Genomic DNA, 23,200 nt, shown 5'->3' with positions numbered 1-23,200 from the left:
CAGTTATACCAATGTAAAAAATAAAGTCTGTTGTATACACCAATAGAGGATAACTAAATGAAACGTATCAAATGGTTGGGAATATTGTTAGCGGCACTGTTTGTTTCAAATGCATACAGTGCAAACTGGTCGAGTTGTGACCGGTGGGGAACTTATAACAATAATGGCTATACACTATATAATAATATCTGGGGACAGGGCGCCGGAACTCAATGTATGTGGGTGAACTCTTATAACAACTGGGGAGTCTGGGCACAGCATCCGAATACCGGAGGAATTAAATCTTATCCGAATGTATCTTTTGAACAGAATATCCGGGTCAGCCGGCTGAATACCTGCCGCAGTTCCTTCCAGATTGATGTTCCATCGTCTGGTGCTTATTCTGCCGATTATGATCTCTGGTATGACAATCACAGCTATGAAGTGATGTTATGGATGAACTATCGTGGTGACGTTGCGCCGATTTCTTATAATTATGATGCTTATGGGCGCCCGGTTCCGGCATATCGTAATGTGAATCTCGGTGGACATACCTGGAATGTGTATCGCGGTAGTAACAATGTTAATGAAGTTTTTTCCTTTGTACGCACCAGTAACACTCGCTCAGGCACCGTTGATATTGCAGCAATTTCAAAATGGATTCGCTCAAGAGGCTGGTTTGGTGATGCAAACCTTCACCAGATTCAGTTTGGGTTTGAAATCACATCTTCTCCCAACGGTGAAGATTTCCGGGTCGGTAACTATTCACTATCCTGTTATTAATCAAGCTCTTGTAATTAAAACGGTTGAATCATACTGACCAGATTCTGGTCAGTATGATTAGTTCTGTACCCGGTGATTCTCGCTGAAACTGCATCCTGAGATCATTTGGGGATACACGACAAGATGAACAACTTACTCCGGATCATGACAGACCGCTTCGACATTATTTCCGTCCGGATCCAGTGCAAAGGCACCATAGTAGTGTTCATGGTACATGGGGCGGAGTCCCGGTTTGCCGTTATCTTGACCGCCATGTGCTATAGCTTGGGCATAAAATTGATCAACAAGCTGACGTGACGCTGCTGAAAAGGCTACATGACGTGGGGTAAACGACTCTTTCGTCTCGATAATCCAGAAAGCTAGTTTATCTTGTGGCCCGAAGGCACACATACGTTGTTGCGGAAATGCCTCATTCCATTCAGCGACAAATTCCATCTGTAGAGAGTAGCCGAGTGGAGCAAAGGTTGCGGCATAAAATGCTTTTGTTGCTTCATAGTCGGTTGCGTAGGTACTGAGGTGATCGAACATGTTTTCTCCTTTTGTTCATGTCTCTTTGTTTCTGAAATGCTCAAATCTAATGAATAAAGTATAAGTTCAGTTTTCATCGTTGTATGGGCGGTTGAAAAAATGAGTATGACTTATTGTGGCCAACTATCTGGCACGATAAACCAGAATATCCCACTTTCCGACTGACAATGAACGGCCCGCTCCAACGCGTCTGGTTCGTAACACTGGTTGGTTGCTGTCCGCCCTGTCATCCACTGATATCTTTCCAGTAAGTAGAGTGGTTCATTGATCTGGTGAAACTGAGCCTGATAACACCAACGGCCTTGGATTTGCGTTTGATTCAGGGCGTAACCCAGACAATCCTGAGGAATTGGAGCATCCGTAAACGGATTGATATAAAGCCGCCCCTGCATCAAGAGATGTTGTGATGTCACCTGCCATTGTGGATATTGCTGTAAAACCATGGGGTGTGCAGACAGCGGTAACTGATGCTTGAGCATATGCTGGAGTTTGATATCCAGCCGATCTTTCGCGTTTGGACCAAACCAGAGCTCTTGATGGAGCAGATAGAATTTGATCGCGACTTCCCAATGTTCCTGTTGCGATGTGTGTTGGTTATTGAGAATGAAGTCGACAGCACCCAGTGTTTTTCCGTTAGCGATAATCTGCACTTCTTCTGCGGTAAGTGTATAGGTTGGGCTGGCTTTAAACAGATCTGAACAGACCGATTGATAGAGCAACCCGAGTCGTTGATGCGGGTGTGCTGACCATGAAACCGGGGAGGCAGTGTGCTCTGCAAATGGTGAATACGGTTCTATCGGTGGCACTGCCTGAAACAATCCGGGTGTCTCTCGGACCCATTGGGCAATTGCTGTTAAATCCATTGTGAATGCCTCTTGCAGTATTTCAAGTGTCATTGTAGCCTGCCTAGCACTTATCTCAAAAGCGGGAAGAATCATGAATAATCTTGAGCTCGAAGCATTACTCCACGAGAAACTGCGTCCCGATTTAATTCAGGATTACAGTCCGAACGGATTGCAAATTGAAGGTCGTTCCGAAATCACAAAAATTGTCACCGGTGTTACCGCTTCTCAGGCATTGATTGAAAAAGCGATTGCGCTGCAAGCCGATGCCATTCTGGTACACCATGGTTATTTCTGGAAGCGGGAACCCGAGCCGATTCGAGGTATGAAAGGGAAACGAATTCGGCGTTTAATTCAGCATGACATCAACCTGTATGCTTATCACTTACCACTGGATATTCACCCTGAGTTGGGGAACAATGCTTGTCTGGCCCAGTTACTAGAGATTGACGTGATTGGTGGCTTAGAAGGCCATGAGCAGTCAGTGGCGATGCATGGGGCTTTCAAAGAGCCGGTAAGTGGTGCAGACTTGAGCCGTAAAATAGCAACCGTATTACAACGGGAACCGCTTCATATTGCGTCAGGCGAAGATCAACTGATATCCACTGTGGGGTGGTGTACCGGTGGGGGACAAGATTTCATTGATTTGGCTGCCGCCAAGGGATTGGATGCCTTTATTTCGGGTGAAATTTCTGAAAGGACGACGCATAGTGCCCGAGAGCAGGGGATTCACTATTTTTCTGCCGGGCATCATGCCACAGAACGTTATGGTGTCAAAGCGTTAGGAGAATGGTTGTCCCAAACTCATAATATAGCGGTTGAGTTTATCGATATTGACAATCCAGCCTAATCGGGCTGTTTAGACTCAAAAGGGCAGGTTTTATCAACCTGCCCTTTGATTTATGCAAACATCTGGATTTTATTATTCACGTTCGTGTAGTGGTGAAAAATCGCGAAGTTTATATCCGGTATATAGTTGACGAGGGCGACCAATGCGACTTTCAGGATCACTGTGCATTTCATTCCAGTGAGCAATCCAACCGATGGTTCGCGACAACGCGAAAATCACAGTAAACATAGAAATAGGAATACCAATTGCTTTCAAAATAATACCCGAATAGAAATCAACGTTCGGGTAAAGTTTTTTATCGACAAAGTACTCGTCAGACAAAGCAATTCTTTCCAGTTCCATTGCGATATCCAGTAATGGATCGTCGATATTTAGTTCTTTCAGTACTTCATGACAGGACTCACGCATTACAGTCGCACGCGGGTCATAATTTTTGTAAACCCGGTGACCGAAGCCCATCAGACGGAATGGGTCATCCTTATCTTTTGCCCGTGCAACGAATTCAGGAATGCGATCAACACTGCCGATTTCTTCAAGCATCCGCAGACACGCTTCATTCGCACCACCATGAGCAGGCCCCCATAACGAGGCAATTCCCGCTGCAATACATGCAAATGGGTTTGCACCGGATGAACCGGCCAGACGAACTGTTGATGTTGAAGCATTTTGTTCATGGTCAGCGTGCAGGGTGAAAATTTTATCCATTGCCCGAGCAACAATTGGATTCACTTCGTACTCTTCACATGGTGTTGCGAACATCATATGAAGGAAGTTTTCCGCATAACCTAAGTCGTTGCGAGGATAAATGAATGGTTGACCGACAGAGTATTTATAACACATAGATGCTAGTGTCGGCATTTTTGAGAGAAGACGATATGCGGCTATCTCTCGGTGGCTATCGTTGTTGATATCTAGAGAATCATGATAGAACGCAGCAAGTGCACCAACAACACCTACCATGACTGCCATTGGGTGAGCATCTCGTCGGAAACCGTGGAAAAAGCTGGCGATTTGCTCATGAACCATCGTATGGCGCGAAATTGTATTTTTAAACTCTGAGTATTGCTTCCTGTTTGGGGCTTCACCATAAAGAAGAATATAACAGACTTCCAGATAGTCTGCGTTATTCGCTAATTGATCGATAGGATAACCACGGTGCAGCAACACACCTTTGTTACCATCGATGTAGGTGATTTGAGATTCACAAGATGCAGTGGCAAGAAAACCAGGATCATAAGTAAAGTACCCGTTCGCTCCCAGTTGTCGAACATCGACTACCTCAGGCCCCATAGAACCGTTGATAATCGGCAGTTCGATTGGCGCTTTACCTTCAACATGAAGGGTCGCTTTCTTATCTGCCATAACAATCTCCTTTGTTTATTATTTAATCCGTCCAGGATGTTTGCGAATGAATATTTAACTCCTGATTTTATTAAAGTCAATTCTTCTCCTGCGATGTGTGCACTCAATTGCGTTTTTTGCGCGAATTAAGTTAAAAATATGTTCTATGTAGCAAAAATTGTTACGTTAATTGTATTAGAATGTTGCGAGCCTTATATTGGCTGGGAATCCAGTCAGTCTGGACTGTATAGGAAGTGACCAGTAAGAAAGTTTATGTTACATTTCTTAACCAAATTTTAACAACTTTTTATCAATTTTTGTCCGTTTCTTACTTATAATTGTGTAAATATTGTTAAAACTTATCAGTTAGGGCTGACTCTTCGTTTATAACTATAATGCTCAATGGGGAGCTGAGTGAGCAAGCCTGTGAAAGAAAGAAATTTAAGACCCGTAAATCTTGATTTGCAGACCATCCACTTTCCGATCACTGCGATTGCATCTATTCTTCATCGTGTTTCAGGTGTAATCACTTTTGTAGCTATCGGAATTTTGTTGTGGTTGTTGTCTGTTTCGTTATCTTCTCCGGAAGGTTTTCAATATGCATCTGAACTTGTGGGTGGCTTCTTCGTGAAGTTTATCCTGTGGGGGATATTGACTGCGCTGTCTTACCATATTGTCGGTGGTATTCGCCATTTGATAATGGACCTAGGTTACTTTGAAGAATTGGAATCCGGCATTCAAACGGCAAGAATTTCATTTGCTGTTACCGTCGTTTTATCTCTGCTTGCAGGAGTCATGGTATGGTAAAGCATGTTTCATCTGTAGGGCGTAATGGGGTTCACGACTTTTTGCTCATTCGTGCAACCGCAATTCTGATGACCCTGTATACCGTTTATCTTGTTTGTTTTTTTGCTTTCTCCGGTGATATTACCTATCAACTATGGCTCGATTTCTGGAGTGGTACATTTACAAAAGTCTTCACAATGATTGTCCTCGTGAGTGTTCTGATTCACGGCTGGATCGGTTTGTGGCAGGTTCTGACGGATTATGTGAAATTCACATTGTTACGTGCCTTGTTACAGCTTACCGTGATTGCTGTGCTATTCGGATATTTTTTCTCTGGCCTGTTTGTATTGTGGGGTGCTTAAGTGACTATTCCAGTTCGAGAGTTTGATGCCGTTGTGATCGGCGCTGGTGGTGCAGGCATGAGAGCTGCACTACAAATTTCAGAGCAAGGCCTGTCTTGTGCTTTGCTATCTAAAGTATTTCCTACTCGTTCTCATACAGTTTCCGCACAGGGTGGTATTACTGTTGCACTAGGAAATTCGCATCAAGATAATTGGCAATGGCATATGTACGATACCGTAAAAGGTTCCGATTATATTGGAGACCAAAATGCGATTGAGTATATGTGTAAAAACGGTCCAGAGTCTGTTATTGAATTAGAAAAAATGGGGCTGCCGTTTTCCCGTTTTGAAGATGGCTCTATCTATCAACGTCCTTTTGGCGGTCAGTCAAAAGAATTTGGTGGTGAGCAAGCTGCAAGAACTGCCGCAGCAGCAGACCGAACCGGCCATGCTTTACTCCATACTTTATATCAACAGAATATCAAGCATAAAACGACGATCTTCTCAGAATGGTATGCATTGGACTTGGTGAAAAACCAAGATGGTGTCGTGATGGGTTGTACCGCACTGTGCATGGAAACAGGTGAAGTGTGTTACTTCAAGTCGAAGGCGACTATTCTGGCGACAGGTGGTGCCGGACGCATTTACGCTTCAACGACAAATGCTCATATCAATACCGGTGATGGTGTCGGTATGGCGTTACGTGCCGGTGTACCGATGCAGGATATGGAAATGTGGCAATTCCATCCCACCGGAATTGCTGGTGCCGGTGTTTTGGTGACTGAAGGTTGTCGAGGCGAAGGGGGTTACCTGCTGAATAAAGATGGTGAGCGTTTTATGGAACGCTATGCGCCAAATGCGAAAGATTTGGCAGGTCGTGATGTTGTCGCCCGTTCAATGATGATTGAAATTCGTGAAGGGCGTGGATGTGACGGCCCATGGGGAACTCATATTAAGCTGAAACTCGACCATCTGGGTAAAGAAGTTCTGGAATCTCGTCTACCGGGTATCTGTGAGCTTTCTCGAACGTTTGCACATGTCGATCCCGTCAAAGATCCGATCCCGGTCATTCCAACTTGTCACTATATGATGGGTGGTGTGCCGACGCAGGTCTCTGGCCAAGCCGTGAAACAAGATGTTTCCGGTCATGATATCGATGTTCAGGGCTTGTTTGCTTGTGGTGAAATTGCATCTGTCTCCGTACATGGTGCGAATCGTCTGGGCGGAAACTCGCTACTGGATTTGGTTGTCTTCGGTCGAGCAACTGGACTCCATCTCGGTGAAACATTGGCGGCTCAAGTTGAAGCGCGTGATGTGACAGAATCGGATATTGAAGCATCTCTGTCTCGCTACATGCGTTGGGAAAATAGCAAGGGTGGCGAAGATCCGGTACAAATCCGGAAAGACCTTCAGGAATGTATGCAGCATAACTTCTCGGTATTCCGCGAAGGGGATGCCATGGCGGATGGTCTGGAAGAACTCAAAGTGATTCGTGAACGGTTGAAGGAAGCACATCTTGCAGACAAATCCAGTGAATTTAATACTCAGCGTGTTGAATGCTTAGAGCTGGATAACCTAATGGAGACCGCTTATTCCACAGCCGTTGCTGCCAATTATCGGACCGAGAGTCGTGGTGCTCATGCTCGCTTTGATTACCCAGACCGTGATGATGAGAATTGGTTATGCCACTCGATTTATAACCCGGAAACTGAACAGATGAGTAAGCGTCATGTCAACATGACACCCGTTCATCGTGATGCGTTTCCACCAAAGATTCGTACATACTAAGGGGAGGACAATGTGATGAAACTTAACTTCTCTCTGTATCGCTATAATCCGGATGTGGATAAAAAGCCCTATATGAAGGACTATGTGCTGGACGTTCCTGAAGGTTCGGATATGATGGTACTGGATGCATTGATTCTGCTGAAAGAGCAAGATCCTTCGATTGCATTCCGTCGTTCGTGTCGGGAAGGCGTCTGTGGTTCTGACGGTTTGAATATGAATGGCAAAAATGGTCTTGCCTGTATTACACCGTTATCAGCCTTGTCAGGCAATAAGATTGTCATTCGACCCTTACCGGGGCTGCCGGTAATTCGAGACTTGATCGTTGACATGACACAGTTCTACGATAATTACGCAAAAGTGAAGCCCTATCTGATTTCTGATGGGAATTTACCGCCATCCAGAGAAAATTTACAGTCTCCTGAAGATCGTGAACATTTGGATGGATTGTATGAATGTATTATGTGTGCGTGTTGTACGACCGCTTGCCCTTCATTCTGGTGGAATCCGGATAAATTCATCGGACCAGCCGGACTGTTGGCTGCTTATCGTTGGTTGATTGACAGTCGTGATACAGCAACAGATGAACGCTTGTCTAATCTTGATGATGCGTTTAGTGTTTTCCGTTGCCATGACATTATGAATTGTGTCACTGTTTGTCCGAAAGGTCTTAATCCAACGAAAGCAATTGGTCATATTAGATCAATGTTGATTAAACGTTCCGTTTAGATGATGGTTTGCAGGTCTTCGGACCTGCATTTTAGAGCTCGGCGTAGACCGTAGCAAAATGTGAAAACTACTGGTAAAGGGAAAATATGCACAACGGCGTGATGAAGGCATGGCTCGAGTCTTCACACTTGGCTGGCGCCAATGCAACGTACGTAGAAGATCTCTACGAACTCTATTTAAGTGATCCCGACCTGGTAAGTGAGGAGTGGAGACGTGTTTTTGAGGGGCTTTCGCGCCCTGATGATGATAATGTGGCTGAACAACCACATTCACGTGTCCGTGACTACTTCCGTCGACTCGCTCAAGAGACAAAGCATTACAATGTCCAAGTTAGTGACCCCGATGTCGATGCAAAACAAGTAAAAGTATTACAGTTAATTAACGCGTACCGCTTTCGCGGTCATGAAGCGGCTCAATTAGACCCTCTCGGTATATGGCAACGGCCGACAGTGGCTGAGCTTGCCCCCTCATTTCATAATCTTAACCCCGGAGACATGGAAGAGACATTTAATGTCGGTTCTTTTGCGATAGGTCAGGAGACCATGAAGCTTAAGGATATCTATGAGTCTCTGAATCAAATCTACTGCGGTTCTATCGGTGCAGAATATATGCACATGACCAATACCGAACAAAAGCGTTGGATTCAGCAGCGTCTGGAGTCGGTTGTCGGCCAGCCATCTTTTACTAAAGAAGAGCAAATTACTTTCCTTGAAGAATTGACTGCTGCTGAAGGTCTGGAGCGCTATTTGGGCGCTAAATTCCCCGGAGCAAAACGCTTCTCTCTGGAAGGCGGAGATGCGCTCATTCCGATGATGAAAGAATTGATCCGGCGCGCAGGTTCTCAAGGGATGCGCGAAGCTGTTGTTGGGATGGCTCACCGTGGGCGTCTGAACATGCTGGTCAATGTATTAGGGAAGCGTCCTCAGGATTTATTTGATGAGTTTGCGGGTAAGCATGATGAAACTTGGGGAACCGGTGATGTGAAATACCATCAGGGATTCTCAGCTGATTTTGCGACCCCGGGTGGAAATATCCACTTAGCGTTGGCGTTTAACCCTTCACATCTGGAAATCGTTAACCCTGTTGTGATGGGCTCTGTCCGGGCTCGTCAGGATCGACTGGGTGATAGAGATGGTTCAAAAGTGCTGCCGATTACCGTTCATGGTGACTCAGCCGTTACGGGTCAAGGTGTGGTTGCGGAAACATTCAACATGTCTCAGGCTCGTGGCTATCAGGTTGGTGGCACGGTACGTATCGTGATTAACAACCAAGTCGGATTTACCACTTCGAACCCTCGAGATATGCGTTCGACCATGTATTGTACCGATATTGCAAAAATGGTTCAGGCGCCGATTTTCCACGTCAATGCCGACGATCCGGAAGCGGTTGCATTTGTCTCCCATATTGCATTGGATTATCGAAATACATTCCGTCAGGACGTTGTGATTGATTTGGTCTGTTATCGCCGCCATGGTCACAACGAAGCGGATGAGCCTAATGCGACGCAGCCGCTGATGTACCAAAAAATTAAAAAGCATCCGACACCGCGTAAATTGTATGGCGATTTGCTAATTGAACGCCAAGATGTTGATGCTGAATTTGTCACTCAGGCCGTCAACGAATATCGAGATGCTTTGGATCATGGTGAAGTTGTTGTCAAAGAATGGCGCCCCATGGCAATGCATTCGGTTGACTGGTCGCCTTACTTGTCTCATGAATGGGATGAAGTGTGGAAGAACGAGTTTGACTTAGAACGATTGAAAGACATTGGTAAGCGTGTTTGTTTGTATCCGGAAAGCCATCAATTACAAAGCCGTGTCGAGAAAATCTACACCGATCGTCTGGCGATGATTAACGGTGAAAAATTACTGGACTGGGGGATGGCAGAGATTCTGGCCTATGCAACATTGGTTGATGATGGTCATCGGATTCGGATCTCCGGTCAGGATTCAGGGCGTGGAACATTCTTCCATCGTCACTCTGTATTGCACAACCAAAACGATGCCAGTACCTATGTTCCGTTGAAGAATCTTCACAGTAATCAAGGACCATTTCAAGTCATTGACTCTGTGTTATCCGAAGAAGCAGTTCTGGCTTTTGAATATGGGTATGCTACAGCCGAACCCGGTGGTTTAACGATCTGGGAAGCGCAATTTGGTGATTTTGCCAATGGCGCTCAGGTGGTCATCGATCAGTTTATTTCTTCTGGCGAACAGAAATGGGCTCGGTTATGCGGTATTACGATGCTATTGCCGCATGGTTATGAAGGACAGGGACCAGAGCACTCTTCTGCCCGTCTCGAACGTTATCTGCAACTTTGCGCTGAGCAAAATATGCAAGTGATCGTGCCTTCGACACCGGCTCAGGTTTATCACATGTTAAGACGTCAGGTGATTCGTCCGATGCGTCGTCCTTTAATTGTGATGTCACCGAAATCTCTGTTACGTCATCCACTGTGTGTCTCTTCAATGGAAGATTTGGCGAGTGGAACTTTCCAGCCAGCCATTTCGGAAGTTGATGAACTCGATGCAGCTCAGGTGAAACGCGTTGTTTTCTGTGCTGGTAAAGTCTATTACGATTTGCTGGCACAACGACGTAACAATGAGCAAGGGGATGTCGCGATTGTCCGTATCGAGCAATTGTATCCATTCCCGCTGGAAGATGTTCGAGCTGCCATTGCCCCTTACACGAATGTTGTGGATTACGTCTGGTGTCAGGAAGAACCACAAAATCAGGGTGCATGGTATAGCAGCCAACATAATTTCCGAGCCGCAATTCCTGCTGGTGCTGAACTGAAATACGCAGGACGCCCTGCATCGGCTTCTCCGGCCGTTGGTTACATGTCGGTTCACTTGAAGCAGCAGAAAGCGCTCGTTGATGATGCGTTGACACTAGATTAAGAACTAGAAATAAAAGGAAAAATAAATATGACAGTTGAAATTCTGGTTCCGGATTTGCCTGAATCGGTAGCAGATGCAACCGTAGCAACTTGGCATAAAAAAGCGGGTGAATCGGTTGAGCGTGATGAAGTCCTCGTTGAAATCGAAACAGACAAAGTCGTTTTAGAAGTGCCTGCGCCAGAAGCGGGTGTGCTTGAGTCGATTTCTGAAGAGGAAGGTGCCACGGTACTATCAAAGCAATTGCTGGGGCTCCTTAAGCCCGGTGCTGTTGCAGGTGAGCCAACGTCTGAGAAAACAACATCGACGCAGCCTTCGCCGGACAAACGCCACAAAGCGAACCTGAATGAAGAGACTAATGACGCATTGAGTCCTGCAGTACGCCGTTTGATGGCCGAACATGGCCTTGAGGTATCTCAGGTCAAAGGTTCCGGTGTCGGAGGTCGGATTACCCGTGAAGATGTTGAAGCATATCTGGCGTCAGCGTCAAAAGCTTCAACAGCAGATCAACAAGAAGCGGTTGCTGTACCAGCTACAGCAAGAAGCGAAAAGCGTGTTCCGATGACTCGCTTGCGTAAACGGGTTGCTGAGCGATTGCTGGAAGCGAAAAACAGTACGGCCATGTTGACGACTTTCAATGAAGTGAACATGAAACCAATCATGAATCTGCGCAAACAGTACAAAGATCTGTTTGAGAAGAGACATGATATCCGCCTCGGATTTATGTCGTTCTACATTAAGGCGGTTACAGAAGCGCTGAAACGTTATCCTGAAGTCAATGCTTCTATTGATGGCAGCGATATTGTCTACCACAATTTCTTCGATATCAGCATCGCTGTGTCAACACCGCGTGGTTTGGTGACGCCAGTGTTGAAAGACTGCGATATGTTGAGTGTTGCCGAGATCGAGAAGGGAATTAAAGCGCTGGCAGAAAAAGGCCGGGACGGTAAGTTAACTGTAGAAGAGCTGACTGGCGGTAACTTTACGGTGACGAACGGCGGTGTATTCGGTTCTTTAATGTCAACACCAATTATCAACCCACCTCAGGCTGCGATTCTTGGCATGCATAAAATCCAAGAGCGTCCGATGGCGGTCGATGGCAAAGTAGAAATTTTGCCGATGATGTATCTGGCTCTTTCTTATGATCACCGTCTGATTGATGGCCGTGAATCCGTAGGATTCCTCGTCACGATTAAAGAATTGCTGGAAGATCCGACACGTTTGCTGTTGGATGTGTAATGAATAAGATGGCAGATATCTTCTTCCGGATATCTGCCATGCAGGCTGGGTTGCTCAACACCTGGTCTTGTGTTGTCAGCATGTATGGAAATAAACATGCCGTCATGTTTCAGCGCGTACTGAGTACCCTGCGAAATGTTTCGTTTCGTTGAAACGGAATTAAATGAAAAAATAATATACAACGGAATAGCACAATGAATTTGCATGAATATCAAGCCAAACAGCTCTTTGCAGAATTTGGTCTGCCGGTTCCAGATGGTTATGCGTGCAGCACTCCACAGGAAGCTGCTGAAGCCACCGGTAAAATTGGCGGGACAAAATGGGTCGTAAAATGTCAGGTTCACGCGGGTGGCCGGGGAAAAGCCGGTGGCGTTGAACTACACGATACAAAAGATGGTATTCGTGATTTTGCCCAGAAGTGGCTCGGTAAGAACTTGGTGACTTACCAAACTGATGCGAATGGTCAGCCGGTTACAAAAGTCTTAGTTGAAGCGGCATCTGATATTGCCAACGAACTTTATCTTGGTGCTGTGGTGGACCGTTCCAGCCGTCGTGTTGTCTTTATGGCATCGACTGAAGGTGGCGTTGAAATTGAGAAAGTTGCAGAAGAGACACCAGAACTGATTCATAAAGCAGCCATCGATCCGCTTGTTGGCCCACAACCTTATCAGGGACGTGAACTGGCATTTAAGCTGGGTTTGAAAGGGGATCAGATTAAACAATTCGTCAAAATCTTCATGGGTCTTGGTGAAATGTTCAGTCAATATGATCTGGCATTGCTTGAAATTAACCCGCTGATTATTACCGGAGACGATAATCTGCTTTGCCTCGACGGGAAAATCAACATTGACTCGAATGCATTGTATCGTCAGCCAAAACTGAGAGAGATGCACGATCCTTCACAGGAAGATGAGCGTGAAGCTCATGCTGCCCAATGGGAACTTAACTACGTTGCTCTCGATGGTAATATCGGTTGTATGGTCAATGGTGCCGGCTTGGCGATGGGAACGATGGATATCGTTAACCTGCATGGCGGTAGCCCGGCTAACTTCTTGGATGTCGGTGGCGGTGCGACTAAAGAGCGTGTTACGGAAGCTTTCAAAATTATTCTTTCCGACAGCAATGTACAAGCAGTTCTGGTGAATATCTTCGGTGGTATTGTGCGTTGTGATCTGATTGCTGACGGTATTATCGGTGCTGTTGAAGAAGTGGGGGTTTCTGTTCCGGTCGTGGTTCGTCTCGAAGGGAACAACGCTGAACTCGGTACGAAGAAGCTGGATGAGAGTGGATTGAACATTATTGCTGCAACTTCGTTAACTGAAGCTGCTGAGAAAGTTGTAGCTGCTGCGGAGGGTAAATAATGTCTGTATTGATAAATAAAGAGACCAAAGTGATCTGTCAGGGATTTACTGGCGGACAAGGGACTTTCCACTCCGAGCAGGCGGTTGCGTATGGTACACAAATGGTCGGTGGTGTATCACCGGGCAAAGGTGGTCAAACTCATTTAGGTCTACCAGTGTTCAATACTGTTCGTGAAGCGGTTGAAGCCACTGGTGCGACGGCATCTGTTATCTATGTTCCGGCACCTTTCTGTAAAGATGCCATCCTCGAAGCAATTGATGCGGGTATCGAACTGATTGTCACGATTACCGAAGGCATCCCGACACTTGATCTGTTGGATGTGAAAGTTCGTCTGGATGAAGCGGGCGTTCGTATGATTGGTCCAAACTGTCCAGGCGTGATCACACCGGATGAGTGCAAAATCGGCATCATGCCCGGCCATATTCATAAGAAAGGGAAAGTGGGCATTGTTTCCCGCTCTGGTACATTGACTTATGAAGCCGTGAAGCAAACGACAGATGAAGGATTTGGTCAGTCTACATGTGTTGGTATCGGTGGTGACCCAATTCCTGGGTCTAACTTTATCGACATTCTGAAGTTGTTCCAAGACGATCCAGAGACAGAAGCCATTGTTATGATTGGTGAAATCGGTGGTACGGCTGAAGAAGAAGCGGCTGCATTTATTAAAGATTATGTGACTAAACCAGTTGTTTCTTACATTGCTGGTGTTACCGCACCTCCGGGTAAACGAATGGGACATGCAGGTGCCATTATCTCTGGTGGGAAAGGGACAGCGGATGAAAAATTCGCTGCACTTGAAGCTGCGGGCGTGAAAACCGTGAAAAGTCTTGCCAATATCGGTCAAGCTTTAAGAGATGTGACTGGCTGGTAAGTATTTCCAGTTCGTTTAAATGACTAAGAAAAATCCCCCTCAATGATGTGAGGGGGATTTTTTTTACGCTTTATTTTTGACTAAGTGACTCAGAATAAATAAGCAACTGGCAGAGATAACCACTGATGGGCCTGCTGGTGTGTCGAACTCCCAGGATAGATAGAGCCCGCTTAAAACAGCGATCATGCCAATCGCCGATGCAATCATCGCCATTTGTTCCGGTGTCGTCGATAAACGTCTGGCACCGGCTGCCGGAATAATTAATAACGAAGTAATGATCAGCGCACCGACGAACTTCATGCCGACAGCAATCACAAGGCCAACCATCAGCATTAATAGTAGTTGCATCAAATCGGTATTGGTCCCCTCGACGGAGGCGAGTTCTTCATTCACTGTAGAAGAGAGCAATGGTCGCCAGATGAAGTAAAGCAAAGTCGCAATCACCAAGACGCCTCCCCAGATAAAATATAAATCATTGGGCGTAACTGCGAGTAGATCGCCAAACAGATAGCTCATCAGATCAATCCGGACATCGCTCAGAAAACTCACTGCAATCAGACCGACCGATAGGGAACTATGTGCAAGGATGCCTAATAGGGTATCTGTTGCAATGAATTTCTGTCTTTGTAGAACAACTAAAATCGCTGCAATCGCTAGACAACATACCAAGAGTGCGAGGTTTAGGTTGATATCCAGTAAAAAGCCAAATGCTAACCCCATCAAAGAAGCATGCGCTAGTGTATCGCCGAAATAGGCCATTTTTCGCCATACAACAAAAGAACCGAGCGGGCCTGCGATCAAGGCTATCCCGATTCCCGCGAGAATGGCAGGCAGTATAATCTCAACCATGGTGATGATGTCCGTGAGTGTGGTGGTTACATTGTGTTGCATCGCCAGAGACCGGTTGTCCGGCTAGATCATGGTGATGTTGATGCTGATGATGATAAAAGGCCAGAGATTCTTCATGACGTGATTGACCAAACAAGGCAATATAGTTGGGATGTTGGGTAATATCTGCGGGGGCACCATGGCAGCAGATATGGTGCTGAAGACAGATCACATGGTCTGTTTGCGCCATGACTAAATGGAGATCATGAGACACCATGAAAATGGCACAGCCGAACCGTTGTCTCAGCGTTTGAATTAATTCGTATAGATCAATCTGTCCTTGAACATCAACACCTTGAGTTGGCTCATCGAGTACTAAAATATCTGGGCGTTGTAGTAATGCCCGAGCCAGTAAAACACGTTGTGTCTCCCCGCCAGACAAATGGTGCATACTGCTATGAGCGAGGTGTTCGGCGCCTACCAGTGTCAGGGCATCGTTCAGCTCTTGGCGACTATAGCGCCCGGCAAGTTTCAAAAAATGCTGTACGTTCAGCGGCAACGTTTCATCCAATCGAAGCTTTTGTGGCACATAACCAATTTTGAGTCGAGATGAACGTGTGATTTGCCCTGATTGAATCGGTTGAAGCCCTAGCAAGACTTTAACCAATGTTGATTTTCCCGCACCATTCGGGCCAATGAGGGTGGTGATTGTTCCTTGCTCGATACGAAGGCTGATGTGGTCTAACACGTTTTTCTGGTTGAATGCGACGCAAACATTTTGTAGTTCGATCAGTGTTGACATGAAATAACTCGTTTGCAAGATGGTAATGTTATAATATAACATTTGTGAAAAATTGAAGCTATAAGCTGGGGATAAATTTCCATGAAGTTCTTTCGTCTCACTACATTCGCATTACTGTTGAGTCTATCAGTCCCTGTGTGGGCACTGAATGTGTTAACCAGTATCAAACCGATTCAAATGATTAGTTACGAATTAATGGCAGGTGTCAGTCAACCGGATGTGTTGCTTGCGCCAAATACTTCGCCGCATGATTATGCACTTCGTCCTTCGGATGTAAAGCGGATCAAGCAAGCTGATTTGGTCATCTGGTTTGGTGAAGGGCTGGAACCCTTTTTATCGAAAGTATTATCACATCAGACCAATCAATTGATGATTAGCCACATCAAAGGTGTACCGTTCAGACATTTTTCCGCGTCGCATCATGATGATGGCCATCACCATCATGGTAATATCAATCCCCATTTTTGGCTGGGAATTGAGCAGGTTCGAGTAGTTGCAACAGCTATCGCTGCGCGTCTGATTCAACAAGATCCGGATCATACTACACAATATCAGGCAAATTTGACCCATTTTCTGGCGCAGTTAACCAAAACAGATAATCAGATTCAGGCACAGTTGGCAGCGTATCAGCACTATCCCTATTACGTTTTCCACGATGCATATGAGTATTTTGAGGCCCATTATCATTTGAATAATATCGGTCATTTTACTGTCAGCCCAGAACGAAAACCGGGCGCGAAGACTTTGATTGAAATTCGGACCAAACTGAAAGAACAGCCTAACGTCTGTATTTTCTCTGAACCTCAGTTTTTACCTTCAGTGATTACCAGTGTCACCCGGGGAACATCGGCCAAAGTCGGAACGCTTGATCCGTTGGCAACCGATATTCCACTGGCAAAAGGGAGTTATTTCCGTTTTTTAACGAGCTTGAGTCAGAGTTATACCAACTGCTTTAAAATGGCGCAGTAATTGATCAATGACGTGGTATAGCATTCGCTATACCACGAGTGAAGCCGCCAGCATGAAGACTTTGGAATTCTTCGAACTGTGTCTACTTTTGATCCTTCTCAATAATTTCCCTATTACTTGCGCGTATAGTAAAATCTGATAACGATAATGCTTCTCATAGATGATACCAGTAAGAATTAACCATGAACCTATCTCAGTTAAACCCCGGTCAACGCGCATCGATTCTAGGCTTTCACCAACTTTCTGATGAAGTTCGAAAGCGTTTAATGATTATGGGGATCTTGCCAAAAACCCCTATCCTTTTAATTCGAAAAGCTCCGATGGGAGATCCGCTTCAGATTGAAGTTCGTGGTGTTTCTCTGGCTATCAGAGAAAAGATTGCAACAGCAATTCAAGTGGAGATTATCGGATGAAATACAACATTTTAACGGTCGGTAATCCAAACAGCGGCAAAACAACGTTGTTTAATGGTTTAACTGGTGCGCGTCAACAGGTTGGAAACTGGGCTGGTGTCACGGTTGAGAAAAAGACTGGGAAATATAACTATTCTGGGAATGAGTTTTCTCTCACTGATTTACCGGGTATTTACGCGTTGGATAGTGGCAACGATAGCCACAGTATTGATGAGTCGATTGCATCGCAAGCGGTACTATCACATCCGGCAGATCTCATTCTGAATGTCGTCGATGTTACCTGTCTTGAGCGAAGTCTGTATATGACCTTGCAGTTACGTGAACTTGGTCGGCCGATGATTGTTGTGCTCAATAAAATGGATGTACTCAAAAGAGAACGTCGTTCGATTGATGTTAAACGATTAACGCGGTTGCTGGGATGCCCGGTTTATCCCATTTCTGCCAATAATAAATTTCAGGTACTTCAGCTGAAAGAGAGTCTCGACAAAACCTTGGTACAGGGAATTACTCTCAATGAATTACAACTGGACTATGGTGATCAATTTGAGTCGATGATTGAGACGGTTACGCCATTATTTTCATCACAAGCTAACACATTGCAAGCGGTTTCGCACCGTGCACTCGCGATCCGTGCACTTGGCTGTGACACCCTTATTACCAATCTTCTATCCGATTCAGCCCGACAACAATTGAATGATTCGCGACTGAATAGCCTCTTGGATATTGACTTGCATGTCGCGAATGTCAAATACACATGGTTACATGAGCAATGTCAGGATGTTCGCCGTGAGCAAGGTGTGTTAAGCCATAATTTCACCAAACGTGTGGATCAGGTGGTACTTAATAAATGGGTTGGTATCCCTTTCTTCTTTCTTGTGATGTACCTGATGTTTATGTTCTCGATTAATATCGGGAGTGCTTTTATCGATTTCTTTGATATTTCTTTTGGCGCTTTACTGGTTGACGGTGGTCATGCTTTATTGGATCAACATCTCCCTATATGGCTGGTTACATTGTTAGCCGATGGGCTGGGTGGAGGGATCCAAACGGTCGCGACCTTCATTCCTGTAATTGCTTGTCTTTATCTGTTTTTAGCTGTACTGGAAAGCTCAGGATATATGGCTCGGGCTGCGTTCGTCCTTGATAAAGTGATGCAGAAAATCGGTCTGCCGGGGAAAGCTTTTGTGCCGCTTATTCTAGGATTTGGTTGTAATGTCCCTTCAATCATGGCGACGCGAACGTTAGATCAGGAAAGAGAGAGACGGTTGTCTGCTGCCATGGCGCCCTTCATGTCTTGTGGGGCCCGATTACCGGTTTATGCATTATTGGCTGCGGCTTTTTTCCCTCATAGTGGTCAGAATATTGTCTTTTCACTCTATTTACTGGGTATTGTTGCAGCAGTATTCACTGGCATTGTATTACGGCATACGATCTACCCTGGTAGTAGTGAAAGTATGGTGATGGAAATCCCGGACTATGAATTACCGACGCTACAAAATATTCTGATTAAAACATGGCAGAAATTAAAACGATTTGTACTGGGTGCGGGAAAGACCATTGTCGTTGTGGTGACTATTCTGAGTTTTTTAAACTCAGTCGGAACAGATGGTAGTTTCGGTCATGAAGACAGTGATACATCTGTGTTGTCCAAGGTTTCACAACGCGTGACGCCGCTGTTTGCTCCGATTGGCATACGACAAGAAAACTGGCCGGCAACCGTCGGTATTGTGACTGGTATTTTTGCCAAAGAAGCTGTAGTCGGCACCTTGAATAACCTGTATTCCTCGCAGTCTGATGAATCCGGTGATTTTGATTTGCTGGCGAGCTTGAAAGAGGCGTTGCAAACGATCCCTGATAACCTGATGTCGTTGAGTTTTTCTGATCCTCTGGGTATTGAAATCGGGGATTTATCCGATACTCAATCCGCTGCTGCAGAGCAGGATGTGGATTCATCGATATACAGTAATCTGCAATACTACTTTCAAAGTCATTCCGCAGCATTTGCATACCTGATTTTTATTTTACTCTATACGCCTTGTGTGGCAGCCATGGGGGCTTATGTCAGAGAGTTTGGTGCCCGATATGCCCGATTTATAGCCATCTGGACCTTTGGGTTGGCTTATTGTTTGGCAACATTTTTCTATCAAGCGATGAATATCATGCAACATCCGCTACAAAGTATGTTGTGGATGTCGTTTATTTTGCTTGGTGGATGGGGTTTATATCGTGTACTGAAACATAAAGGCGATGTGATCAAAAACTTTGAGCGTCAAATCGTATGATTCTGAATGAATTGAAAAGTTACCTAGAACTGCATGGCACGACCAGCGGTGCGACATTGGCACGTCGTTTTCGAATTAGCGAAGATGGTATCGATGCCATGCTTGGAATTTGGGTCAAAAAAGGGATCATTTCCCGTTTTGTCGACACCAGTAAAAGCGGCGAAGTTCGACGTATTCGTTATGCGGTGAATTCGCCTCAAGCACTGTCGCTGACAGCCATTCTTTGAGCTAAACCGGTGTAAAAATACCGGATTGAGCCAATGCCGTTTTCAATAAATTGGCCATATGTTGCTGGGCCATATCATTTCTGCGAACTCCTGTCGTGTTCCCCCAAATCGGCCCGGGCCATGCTTCATCTTCAGTAAATCTCGCAATGTGGTGATAGTGGAGCTGAGGAACCATGTTGCCTAACGCGCCCAGATTGATTTTATCGGGGTGGTACTGAGACTCTAAAATCTGACTAACCCATTGGGATTCAATCAGGAACTGTTGCTGATCGACCATCGGTAAATGGTGAAATTCTTTAATCCCGGTACGTTTCGGAACCAAAATCACCCATGGCACGGCTTGATCCCAATGTAACAACACCAGAGAAAGCGGGAAATCACCAAGGTAGGTTGTATCTTGTTGTAACTGTGGATGGAGTTCGAAACTCATTGCATTGCTCCCTACGATAAAATGAAACGGACGGAGGATAGCATATCTTCATGAGGGATACGTTCAATTCGTTGATTGTGACGAGAGGGTTGATTTCTGCAGTGACGAAATGACATGAATTTCTAATTTTTTGATTTAAGACAGTATTTTTGTTCGATTTTGTTGATGAAGATGATGAAATATACACCAAGGTCTTCTTCATAGTTGCCGATATACTAGGGGCTGTTGACCTTTCGTGATGGTTTTTGCAGCAATTTGTCGTGCATTTAGTCAAGGCAGGTCATGTGAAGTGTAGCGATCTACATGAACCATGACCTAACGCTGGATAAATGAGCGACAAATGCTGCCCAGAGGGTTCATCTGAACGTGTCTTGCTCTTTGTTGCGGGTCATTTGCTTAGGATAGCTAAGCGGCATGCCCCGCGCCGCGATCAACACCCGTTCAGATTGAACAAAATTCAACCACGAAAGGTCAACAGCCCCTAGGTATAAAAGACTGATTGATGTGGAGTTATTGATGAATAGTTTGATCCGTAAGTTTGAAGTGGGAATGAATCATCCTGATGCTGCTAAGTTGATTCTGAGAGTGGGTTTCAGCTTAATGTTTTTATTACATGGCATTCATAAAATATATGACGGAACCGCATTTATTCAGGGGATGTTTGTTGATATCGGCCTGCCGGGATTTTTTGCCTATGCTGTCTATTTGGGAGAAGTAATTGCTCCGATCATGATTGTTTTAGGTCTGTTTACGCGTTTTGCTGCAACAGCAGTGATAGGGACTGCAATTGTCGTTATCGGACTGATGCACCGGGATAATTTCTTTTCACTGAATGAATATGGTGCTTGGGCGGTTGAAGATATTGCGACCTATCTGTTTGCATCCATTGCCATTTTGTTGCTCGGCTCAGGTAAGTACGCGATGCGTCCGGACTAAAGCCAGAATAGCTCATAAAAAACCCAGCAAAGATGCTGGGTTTTTTTGTCTGGTTCTTGATGATTTTACATCCGCTCTAAGGTATGAATACCTAATAGATTTAGACCCTGTTGAATGGTTTTTGCCGTTAGGGCTGCCAGTTTTAGGCGGCTGCTTCGCGTGGCTTCATCGGCTGCCGATAAAATAGGGCAAGCTTCATAGAAACTAGAAAATTGACCAGCCAATTCAAACAAATAAGTACACATTAAGTGTGGCTGACCCTCACGAGCGACAGATTGAACCGTTTCTTCAAACTGGAGTAGTTTGGTGATCATCAACTTTTCTTTCTCATCGCGAATCAGCAGCTCACCATTGAGGTTGTCCATCGTGATACCAGCTTTCGAGAAAATTGAAGCGACTCGCGTATAAGCATACTGCATGTAAGGGGCCGTGTTGCCTTCAAAGGCGAGCATGTTGTCCCAGTCGAATACGTAGTCAGTGGTCCGGTGTTTTGATAGATCTGCATATTTGACGGCAGCCATCGCAACGGTTTTGGCGATATTCATTTTTTCGTCTTGGGCCAGCTCAGGGTTCTTACTCTCAATCAGCCGAGTGGCACGATCTTCGGCTTCATCCAGCAGATCAGTCAGACGAACTGTTCCACCAGCACGGGTTTTAAATGGTCGTCCATCTTTCCCCAGCATCATCCCGAAGGCATGATGCTCCAGTGAAACACTCTCCGGGATATAACCGGCTTTCCGGACAATGGTCCAAGCCTGCTGGAGATGCTGGTGCTGACGTGAGTCGATAAAGTATAAGACTCGGTCTGCTCCAAGTTGTTCATAACGGTACTTCGCACAAGCGATGTCGGTTGTGGTATAGAGGTAACCACCGTCACGTTTCTGAATGATCACACCCATCGGCTCACCGTCTTTATTCTTGTATTCATCAAGAAATACGACTTGTGCACCATCATCTTCTTGCGCTAAACCTTGCGCTTTCAGATCGGCAACGACTTTCGGGAGCATGGGGTTGTACATGCTTTCTCCCATGACATCGGCGCGGGTTAAAGAAACATTGAGCCGATCATAGTTGAGCTGGTTTTGAGTCATGGTGATATCGACCAGTTTTTTCCACATCTGGGTACAGAACGCGTCACCACTTTGCAGTTTCACGACGTAACCTCTGGCTTTTTCAGCAAAGGCTTCATCCTGATCATAGCGTTGCTTCGACTCACGGTAGAATGCTTCCAGATCCGCAAGTGCCATTGAAGGGGCCTCGTCATTTTGCTGAACGCGTTCCAGATTGGCAATCAACATCCCAAACTGAGTTCCCCAGTCGCCGATATGGTTTGCCCGAATGACTTTGTGTCCCAAAAATTCAAGGGTACGGACAACAGCATCACCGATAATTGTGGAACGGAGATGACCGACGTGCATTTCTTTTGCGACATTTGGGGCAGAGTAGTCTGCGACAATCGTCTGTGGCGCTTCTTGTGTGACGCCAAGTCGTGGATCAGCCAGTGCTTGTTCAGCTTGCTGAGCCAGAAATGTTTCACTGAGGAATATATTGATGAATCCCGGGCCGGCAATTTCAGTCTTACTGGCAATTCCTTCCAGATCAAGTACATCCAGTACTTTTTGAGCAAACTCGCGTGGATTCGTACCCAGTTTTTTGGCAACCCCCATGACACCGTTGGCTTGATAGTCACCAAACTGTGGCTTTGCGGACTGGCGGACAGCGGCTGGGCTGCCGGCAGGCGCGCCTGCGGCTTCAAGTGCTTGAGATACTTTATCGTTTATCAATGCTTGGATATTCACGTACTTATCCTTCACTTCTAGGAATTGTCTGCTTGCGTATCATTCAGTGTGATACACATCTCGATCGAGTTCAAAAATTGGCGCACATAATAGCAATTTTATTATCACTCTTATAGAGAAAAGCGCCTGAATTTTTCTACTTTCCACCAGATCCTGTTAGGATTCAACCAGTCTTTCAACC

At 45.5% G+C, this 23,200-nt stretch carries 22 protein-coding genes; 15 read left to right on the top strand and 7 right to left on the bottom strand.

The window, feature by feature from the left end:
* Nucleotides 1-57 precede the first annotated feature (57 nt).
* Nucleotides 58-762 (top strand): GH12 family glycosyl hydrolase domain-containing protein, encoded by a 705-nt coding sequence (locus tag MKS89_RS10795; protein WP_072956639.1) that lies wholly within the window; start codon nucleotides 58-60, stop codon nucleotides 760-762.
* A 132-nt stretch (nucleotides 763-894) separates the two neighbouring features.
* Here MKS89_RS10795 and MKS89_RS10790 read toward each other — a convergent pair whose 3' ends face one another.
* The gene (locus MKS89_RS10790) at nucleotides 895-1,290 is read right to left on the bottom strand and encodes a VOC family protein (protein ID WP_072956641.1); all 396 of its coding nucleotides are present in this window, start codon (nucleotides 1,288-1,290) and stop codon (nucleotides 895-897) included.
* A gap of 110 nt (nucleotides 1,291-1,400) precedes the next feature.
* Entirely contained in the window at nucleotides 1,401-2,153 is a 753-nt protein-coding gene (locus MKS89_RS10785; RefSeq protein ID WP_072956643.1) for a DUF1853 family protein, read from the bottom strand.
* 73 nt (nucleotides 2,154-2,226) lie between these two features.
* On the opposite strand from MKS89_RS10785, the gene MKS89_RS10780 reads away from it, so the two are divergent.
* Entirely contained in the window at nucleotides 2,227-2,982 is a 756-nt protein-coding gene (locus MKS89_RS10780; RefSeq protein WP_072956645.1) for a Nif3-like dinuclear metal center hexameric protein, read from the top strand.
* Nucleotides 2,983-3,054: 72 nt separating this feature from the next.
* On the opposite strand, the gene MKS89_RS10775 is transcribed toward MKS89_RS10780, so the two are convergent.
* Nucleotides 3,055-4,344 carry a citrate synthase gene (locus MKS89_RS10775; protein ID WP_072956647.1) on the bottom strand — a complete coding sequence of 430 codons (1,290 nt, stop codon included), beginning with the start codon at nucleotides 4,342-4,344 and terminating at the stop codon, nucleotides 3,055-3,057.
* A 393-nt stretch (nucleotides 4,345-4,737) separates the two neighbouring features.
* On the opposite strand from MKS89_RS10775, the gene sdhC reads away from it, so the two are divergent.
* From sdhC to sucD, 8 genes are all read left to right on the top strand, one after another.
* The gene (gene sdhC / locus MKS89_RS10770) at nucleotides 4,738-5,130 is read left to right on the top strand and encodes a succinate dehydrogenase cytochrome b556 subunit (RefSeq protein ID WP_072956649.1); all 393 of its coding nucleotides are present in this window, start codon (nucleotides 4,738-4,740) and stop codon (nucleotides 5,128-5,130) included.
* Entirely contained in the window at nucleotides 5,124-5,471 is a 348-nt protein-coding gene (gene sdhD / locus MKS89_RS10765) for a succinate dehydrogenase, hydrophobic membrane anchor protein (protein ID WP_072956651.1), read from the top strand. The genes sdhC and sdhD overlap by 7 nt, the downstream gene beginning before the upstream one ends.
* The gene (gene sdhA, locus MKS89_RS10760) at nucleotides 5,472-7,238 is read left to right on the top strand and encodes a succinate dehydrogenase flavoprotein subunit (protein ID WP_072956653.1); all 1,767 of its coding nucleotides are present in this window, start codon (nucleotides 5,472-5,474) and stop codon (nucleotides 7,236-7,238) included.
* A gap of 15 nt (nucleotides 7,239-7,253) precedes the next feature.
* Nucleotides 7,254-7,964: a succinate dehydrogenase iron-sulfur subunit gene (locus tag MKS89_RS10755; RefSeq protein ID WP_072956656.1), complete on the top strand. Its 711-nt coding sequence runs from the start codon at nucleotides 7,254-7,256 to the stop codon at nucleotides 7,962-7,964.
* An 86-nt stretch (nucleotides 7,965-8,050) separates the two neighbouring features.
* Nucleotides 8,051-10,864 (top strand): 2-oxoglutarate dehydrogenase E1 component, encoded by a 2,814-nt coding sequence (sucA, locus tag MKS89_RS10750; protein WP_072956659.1) that lies wholly within the window; start codon nucleotides 8,051-8,053, stop codon nucleotides 10,862-10,864.
* Between the two features lie 27 nt (nucleotides 10,865-10,891).
* Nucleotides 10,892-12,100 (top strand): 2-oxoglutarate dehydrogenase complex dihydrolipoyllysine-residue succinyltransferase, encoded by a 1,209-nt coding sequence (gene odhB, locus MKS89_RS10745; RefSeq protein WP_072956662.1) that lies wholly within the window; start codon nucleotides 10,892-10,894, stop codon nucleotides 12,098-12,100.
* A 194-nt stretch (nucleotides 12,101-12,294) separates the two neighbouring features.
* Nucleotides 12,295-13,461, top strand: coding sequence for an ADP-forming succinate--CoA ligase subunit beta (gene sucC, locus MKS89_RS10740; RefSeq protein ID WP_072956664.1), 1,167 nt, complete (start codon nucleotides 12,295-12,297; stop codon nucleotides 13,459-13,461).
* On the top strand, nucleotides 13,461-14,333 hold the full coding sequence (gene sucD / locus MKS89_RS10735; RefSeq protein ID WP_072956666.1) for a succinate--CoA ligase subunit alpha: 873 nt from the start codon (nucleotides 13,461-13,463) through the stop codon (nucleotides 14,331-14,333). Before sucC ends, sucD begins: the two co-directional genes overlap by 1 nt.
* Before the next feature lie 63 nt (nucleotides 14,334-14,396).
* Here sucD and znuB read toward each other — a convergent pair whose 3' ends face one another.
* Entirely contained in the window at nucleotides 14,397-15,182 is a 786-nt protein-coding gene (gene znuB, locus MKS89_RS10730; protein ID WP_072956668.1) for a zinc ABC transporter permease subunit ZnuB, read from the bottom strand.
* Nucleotides 15,175-15,963: a zinc ABC transporter ATP-binding protein ZnuC gene (gene znuC, locus MKS89_RS10725; RefSeq protein ID WP_072956671.1), complete on the bottom strand. Its 789-nt coding sequence runs from the start codon at nucleotides 15,961-15,963 to the stop codon at nucleotides 15,175-15,177. The genes znuB and znuC overlap by 8 nt, the downstream gene beginning before the upstream one ends.
* Before the next feature lie 75 nt (nucleotides 15,964-16,038).
* Between znuC and MKS89_RS10720 the strand changes: the two genes are divergently transcribed.
* The 4 genes from MKS89_RS10720 to MKS89_RS10705 all read left to right on the top strand — a co-directional run bounded on the left by MKS89_RS10720 (nucleotide 16,039) and on the right by MKS89_RS10705 (nucleotide 19,854).
* Complete coding sequence (locus MKS89_RS10720) at nucleotides 16,039-16,932, top strand: zinc ABC transporter substrate-binding protein (RefSeq protein WP_370737049.1); 894 nt, start codon at nucleotides 16,039-16,041, stop codon at nucleotides 16,930-16,932.
* Nucleotides 16,933-17,114: 182 nt separating this feature from the next.
* Nucleotides 17,115-17,345 carry a FeoA family protein gene (locus MKS89_RS10715; protein ID WP_072956675.1) on the top strand — a complete coding sequence of 77 codons (231 nt, stop codon included), beginning with the start codon at nucleotides 17,115-17,117 and terminating at the stop codon, nucleotides 17,343-17,345.
* Nucleotides 17,342-19,627 (top strand): Fe(2+) transporter permease subunit FeoB, encoded by a 2,286-nt coding sequence (feoB, locus tag MKS89_RS10710; RefSeq protein WP_072956678.1) that lies wholly within the window; start codon nucleotides 17,342-17,344, stop codon nucleotides 19,625-19,627. The genes MKS89_RS10715 and feoB overlap by 4 nt, the downstream gene beginning before the upstream one ends.
* A complete protein-coding gene (locus MKS89_RS10705) occupies nucleotides 19,624-19,854 on the top strand; it encodes a FeoC-like transcriptional regulator (RefSeq protein WP_072956680.1) in 231 nt (76 codons plus the stop codon). The genes feoB and MKS89_RS10705 overlap by 4 nt, the downstream gene beginning before the upstream one ends.
* Before the next feature lies 1 nt (nucleotide 19,855).
* Here the strand turns inward: MKS89_RS10705 and MKS89_RS10700 are convergent, their stop codons facing one another.
* On the bottom strand, nucleotides 19,856-20,284 hold the full coding sequence (locus MKS89_RS10700) for an HIT domain-containing protein (RefSeq protein WP_072956682.1): 429 nt from the start codon (nucleotides 20,282-20,284) through the stop codon (nucleotides 19,856-19,858).
* Between the two features lie 516 nt (nucleotides 20,285-20,800).
* Here MKS89_RS10700 and MKS89_RS10695 point away from each other — a divergent pair.
* The gene (locus MKS89_RS10695; RefSeq protein ID WP_072956685.1) at nucleotides 20,801-21,220 is read left to right on the top strand and encodes a DoxX family protein; all 420 of its coding nucleotides are present in this window, start codon (nucleotides 20,801-20,803) and stop codon (nucleotides 21,218-21,220) included.
* A gap of 65 nt (nucleotides 21,221-21,285) precedes the next feature.
* On the opposite strand, the gene argS is transcribed toward MKS89_RS10695, so the two are convergent.
* Complete coding sequence (argS, locus tag MKS89_RS10690; protein WP_072956687.1) at nucleotides 21,286-23,019, bottom strand: arginine--tRNA ligase; 1,734 nt, start codon at nucleotides 23,017-23,019, stop codon at nucleotides 21,286-21,288.
* Nucleotides 23,020-23,200: the final 181 nt, after the last annotated feature.

This window comes from Vibrio gazogenes, assembly GCF_023920225.1.
In the GTDB taxonomy this organism is placed as follows: Bacteria; Pseudomonadota; Gammaproteobacteria; order Enterobacterales; family Vibrionaceae; genus Vibrio; species Vibrio gazogenes.
Note: the sequence above shows the minus strand (reverse complement) of the source record. Positions and strands in the feature narration are given on the sequence as shown.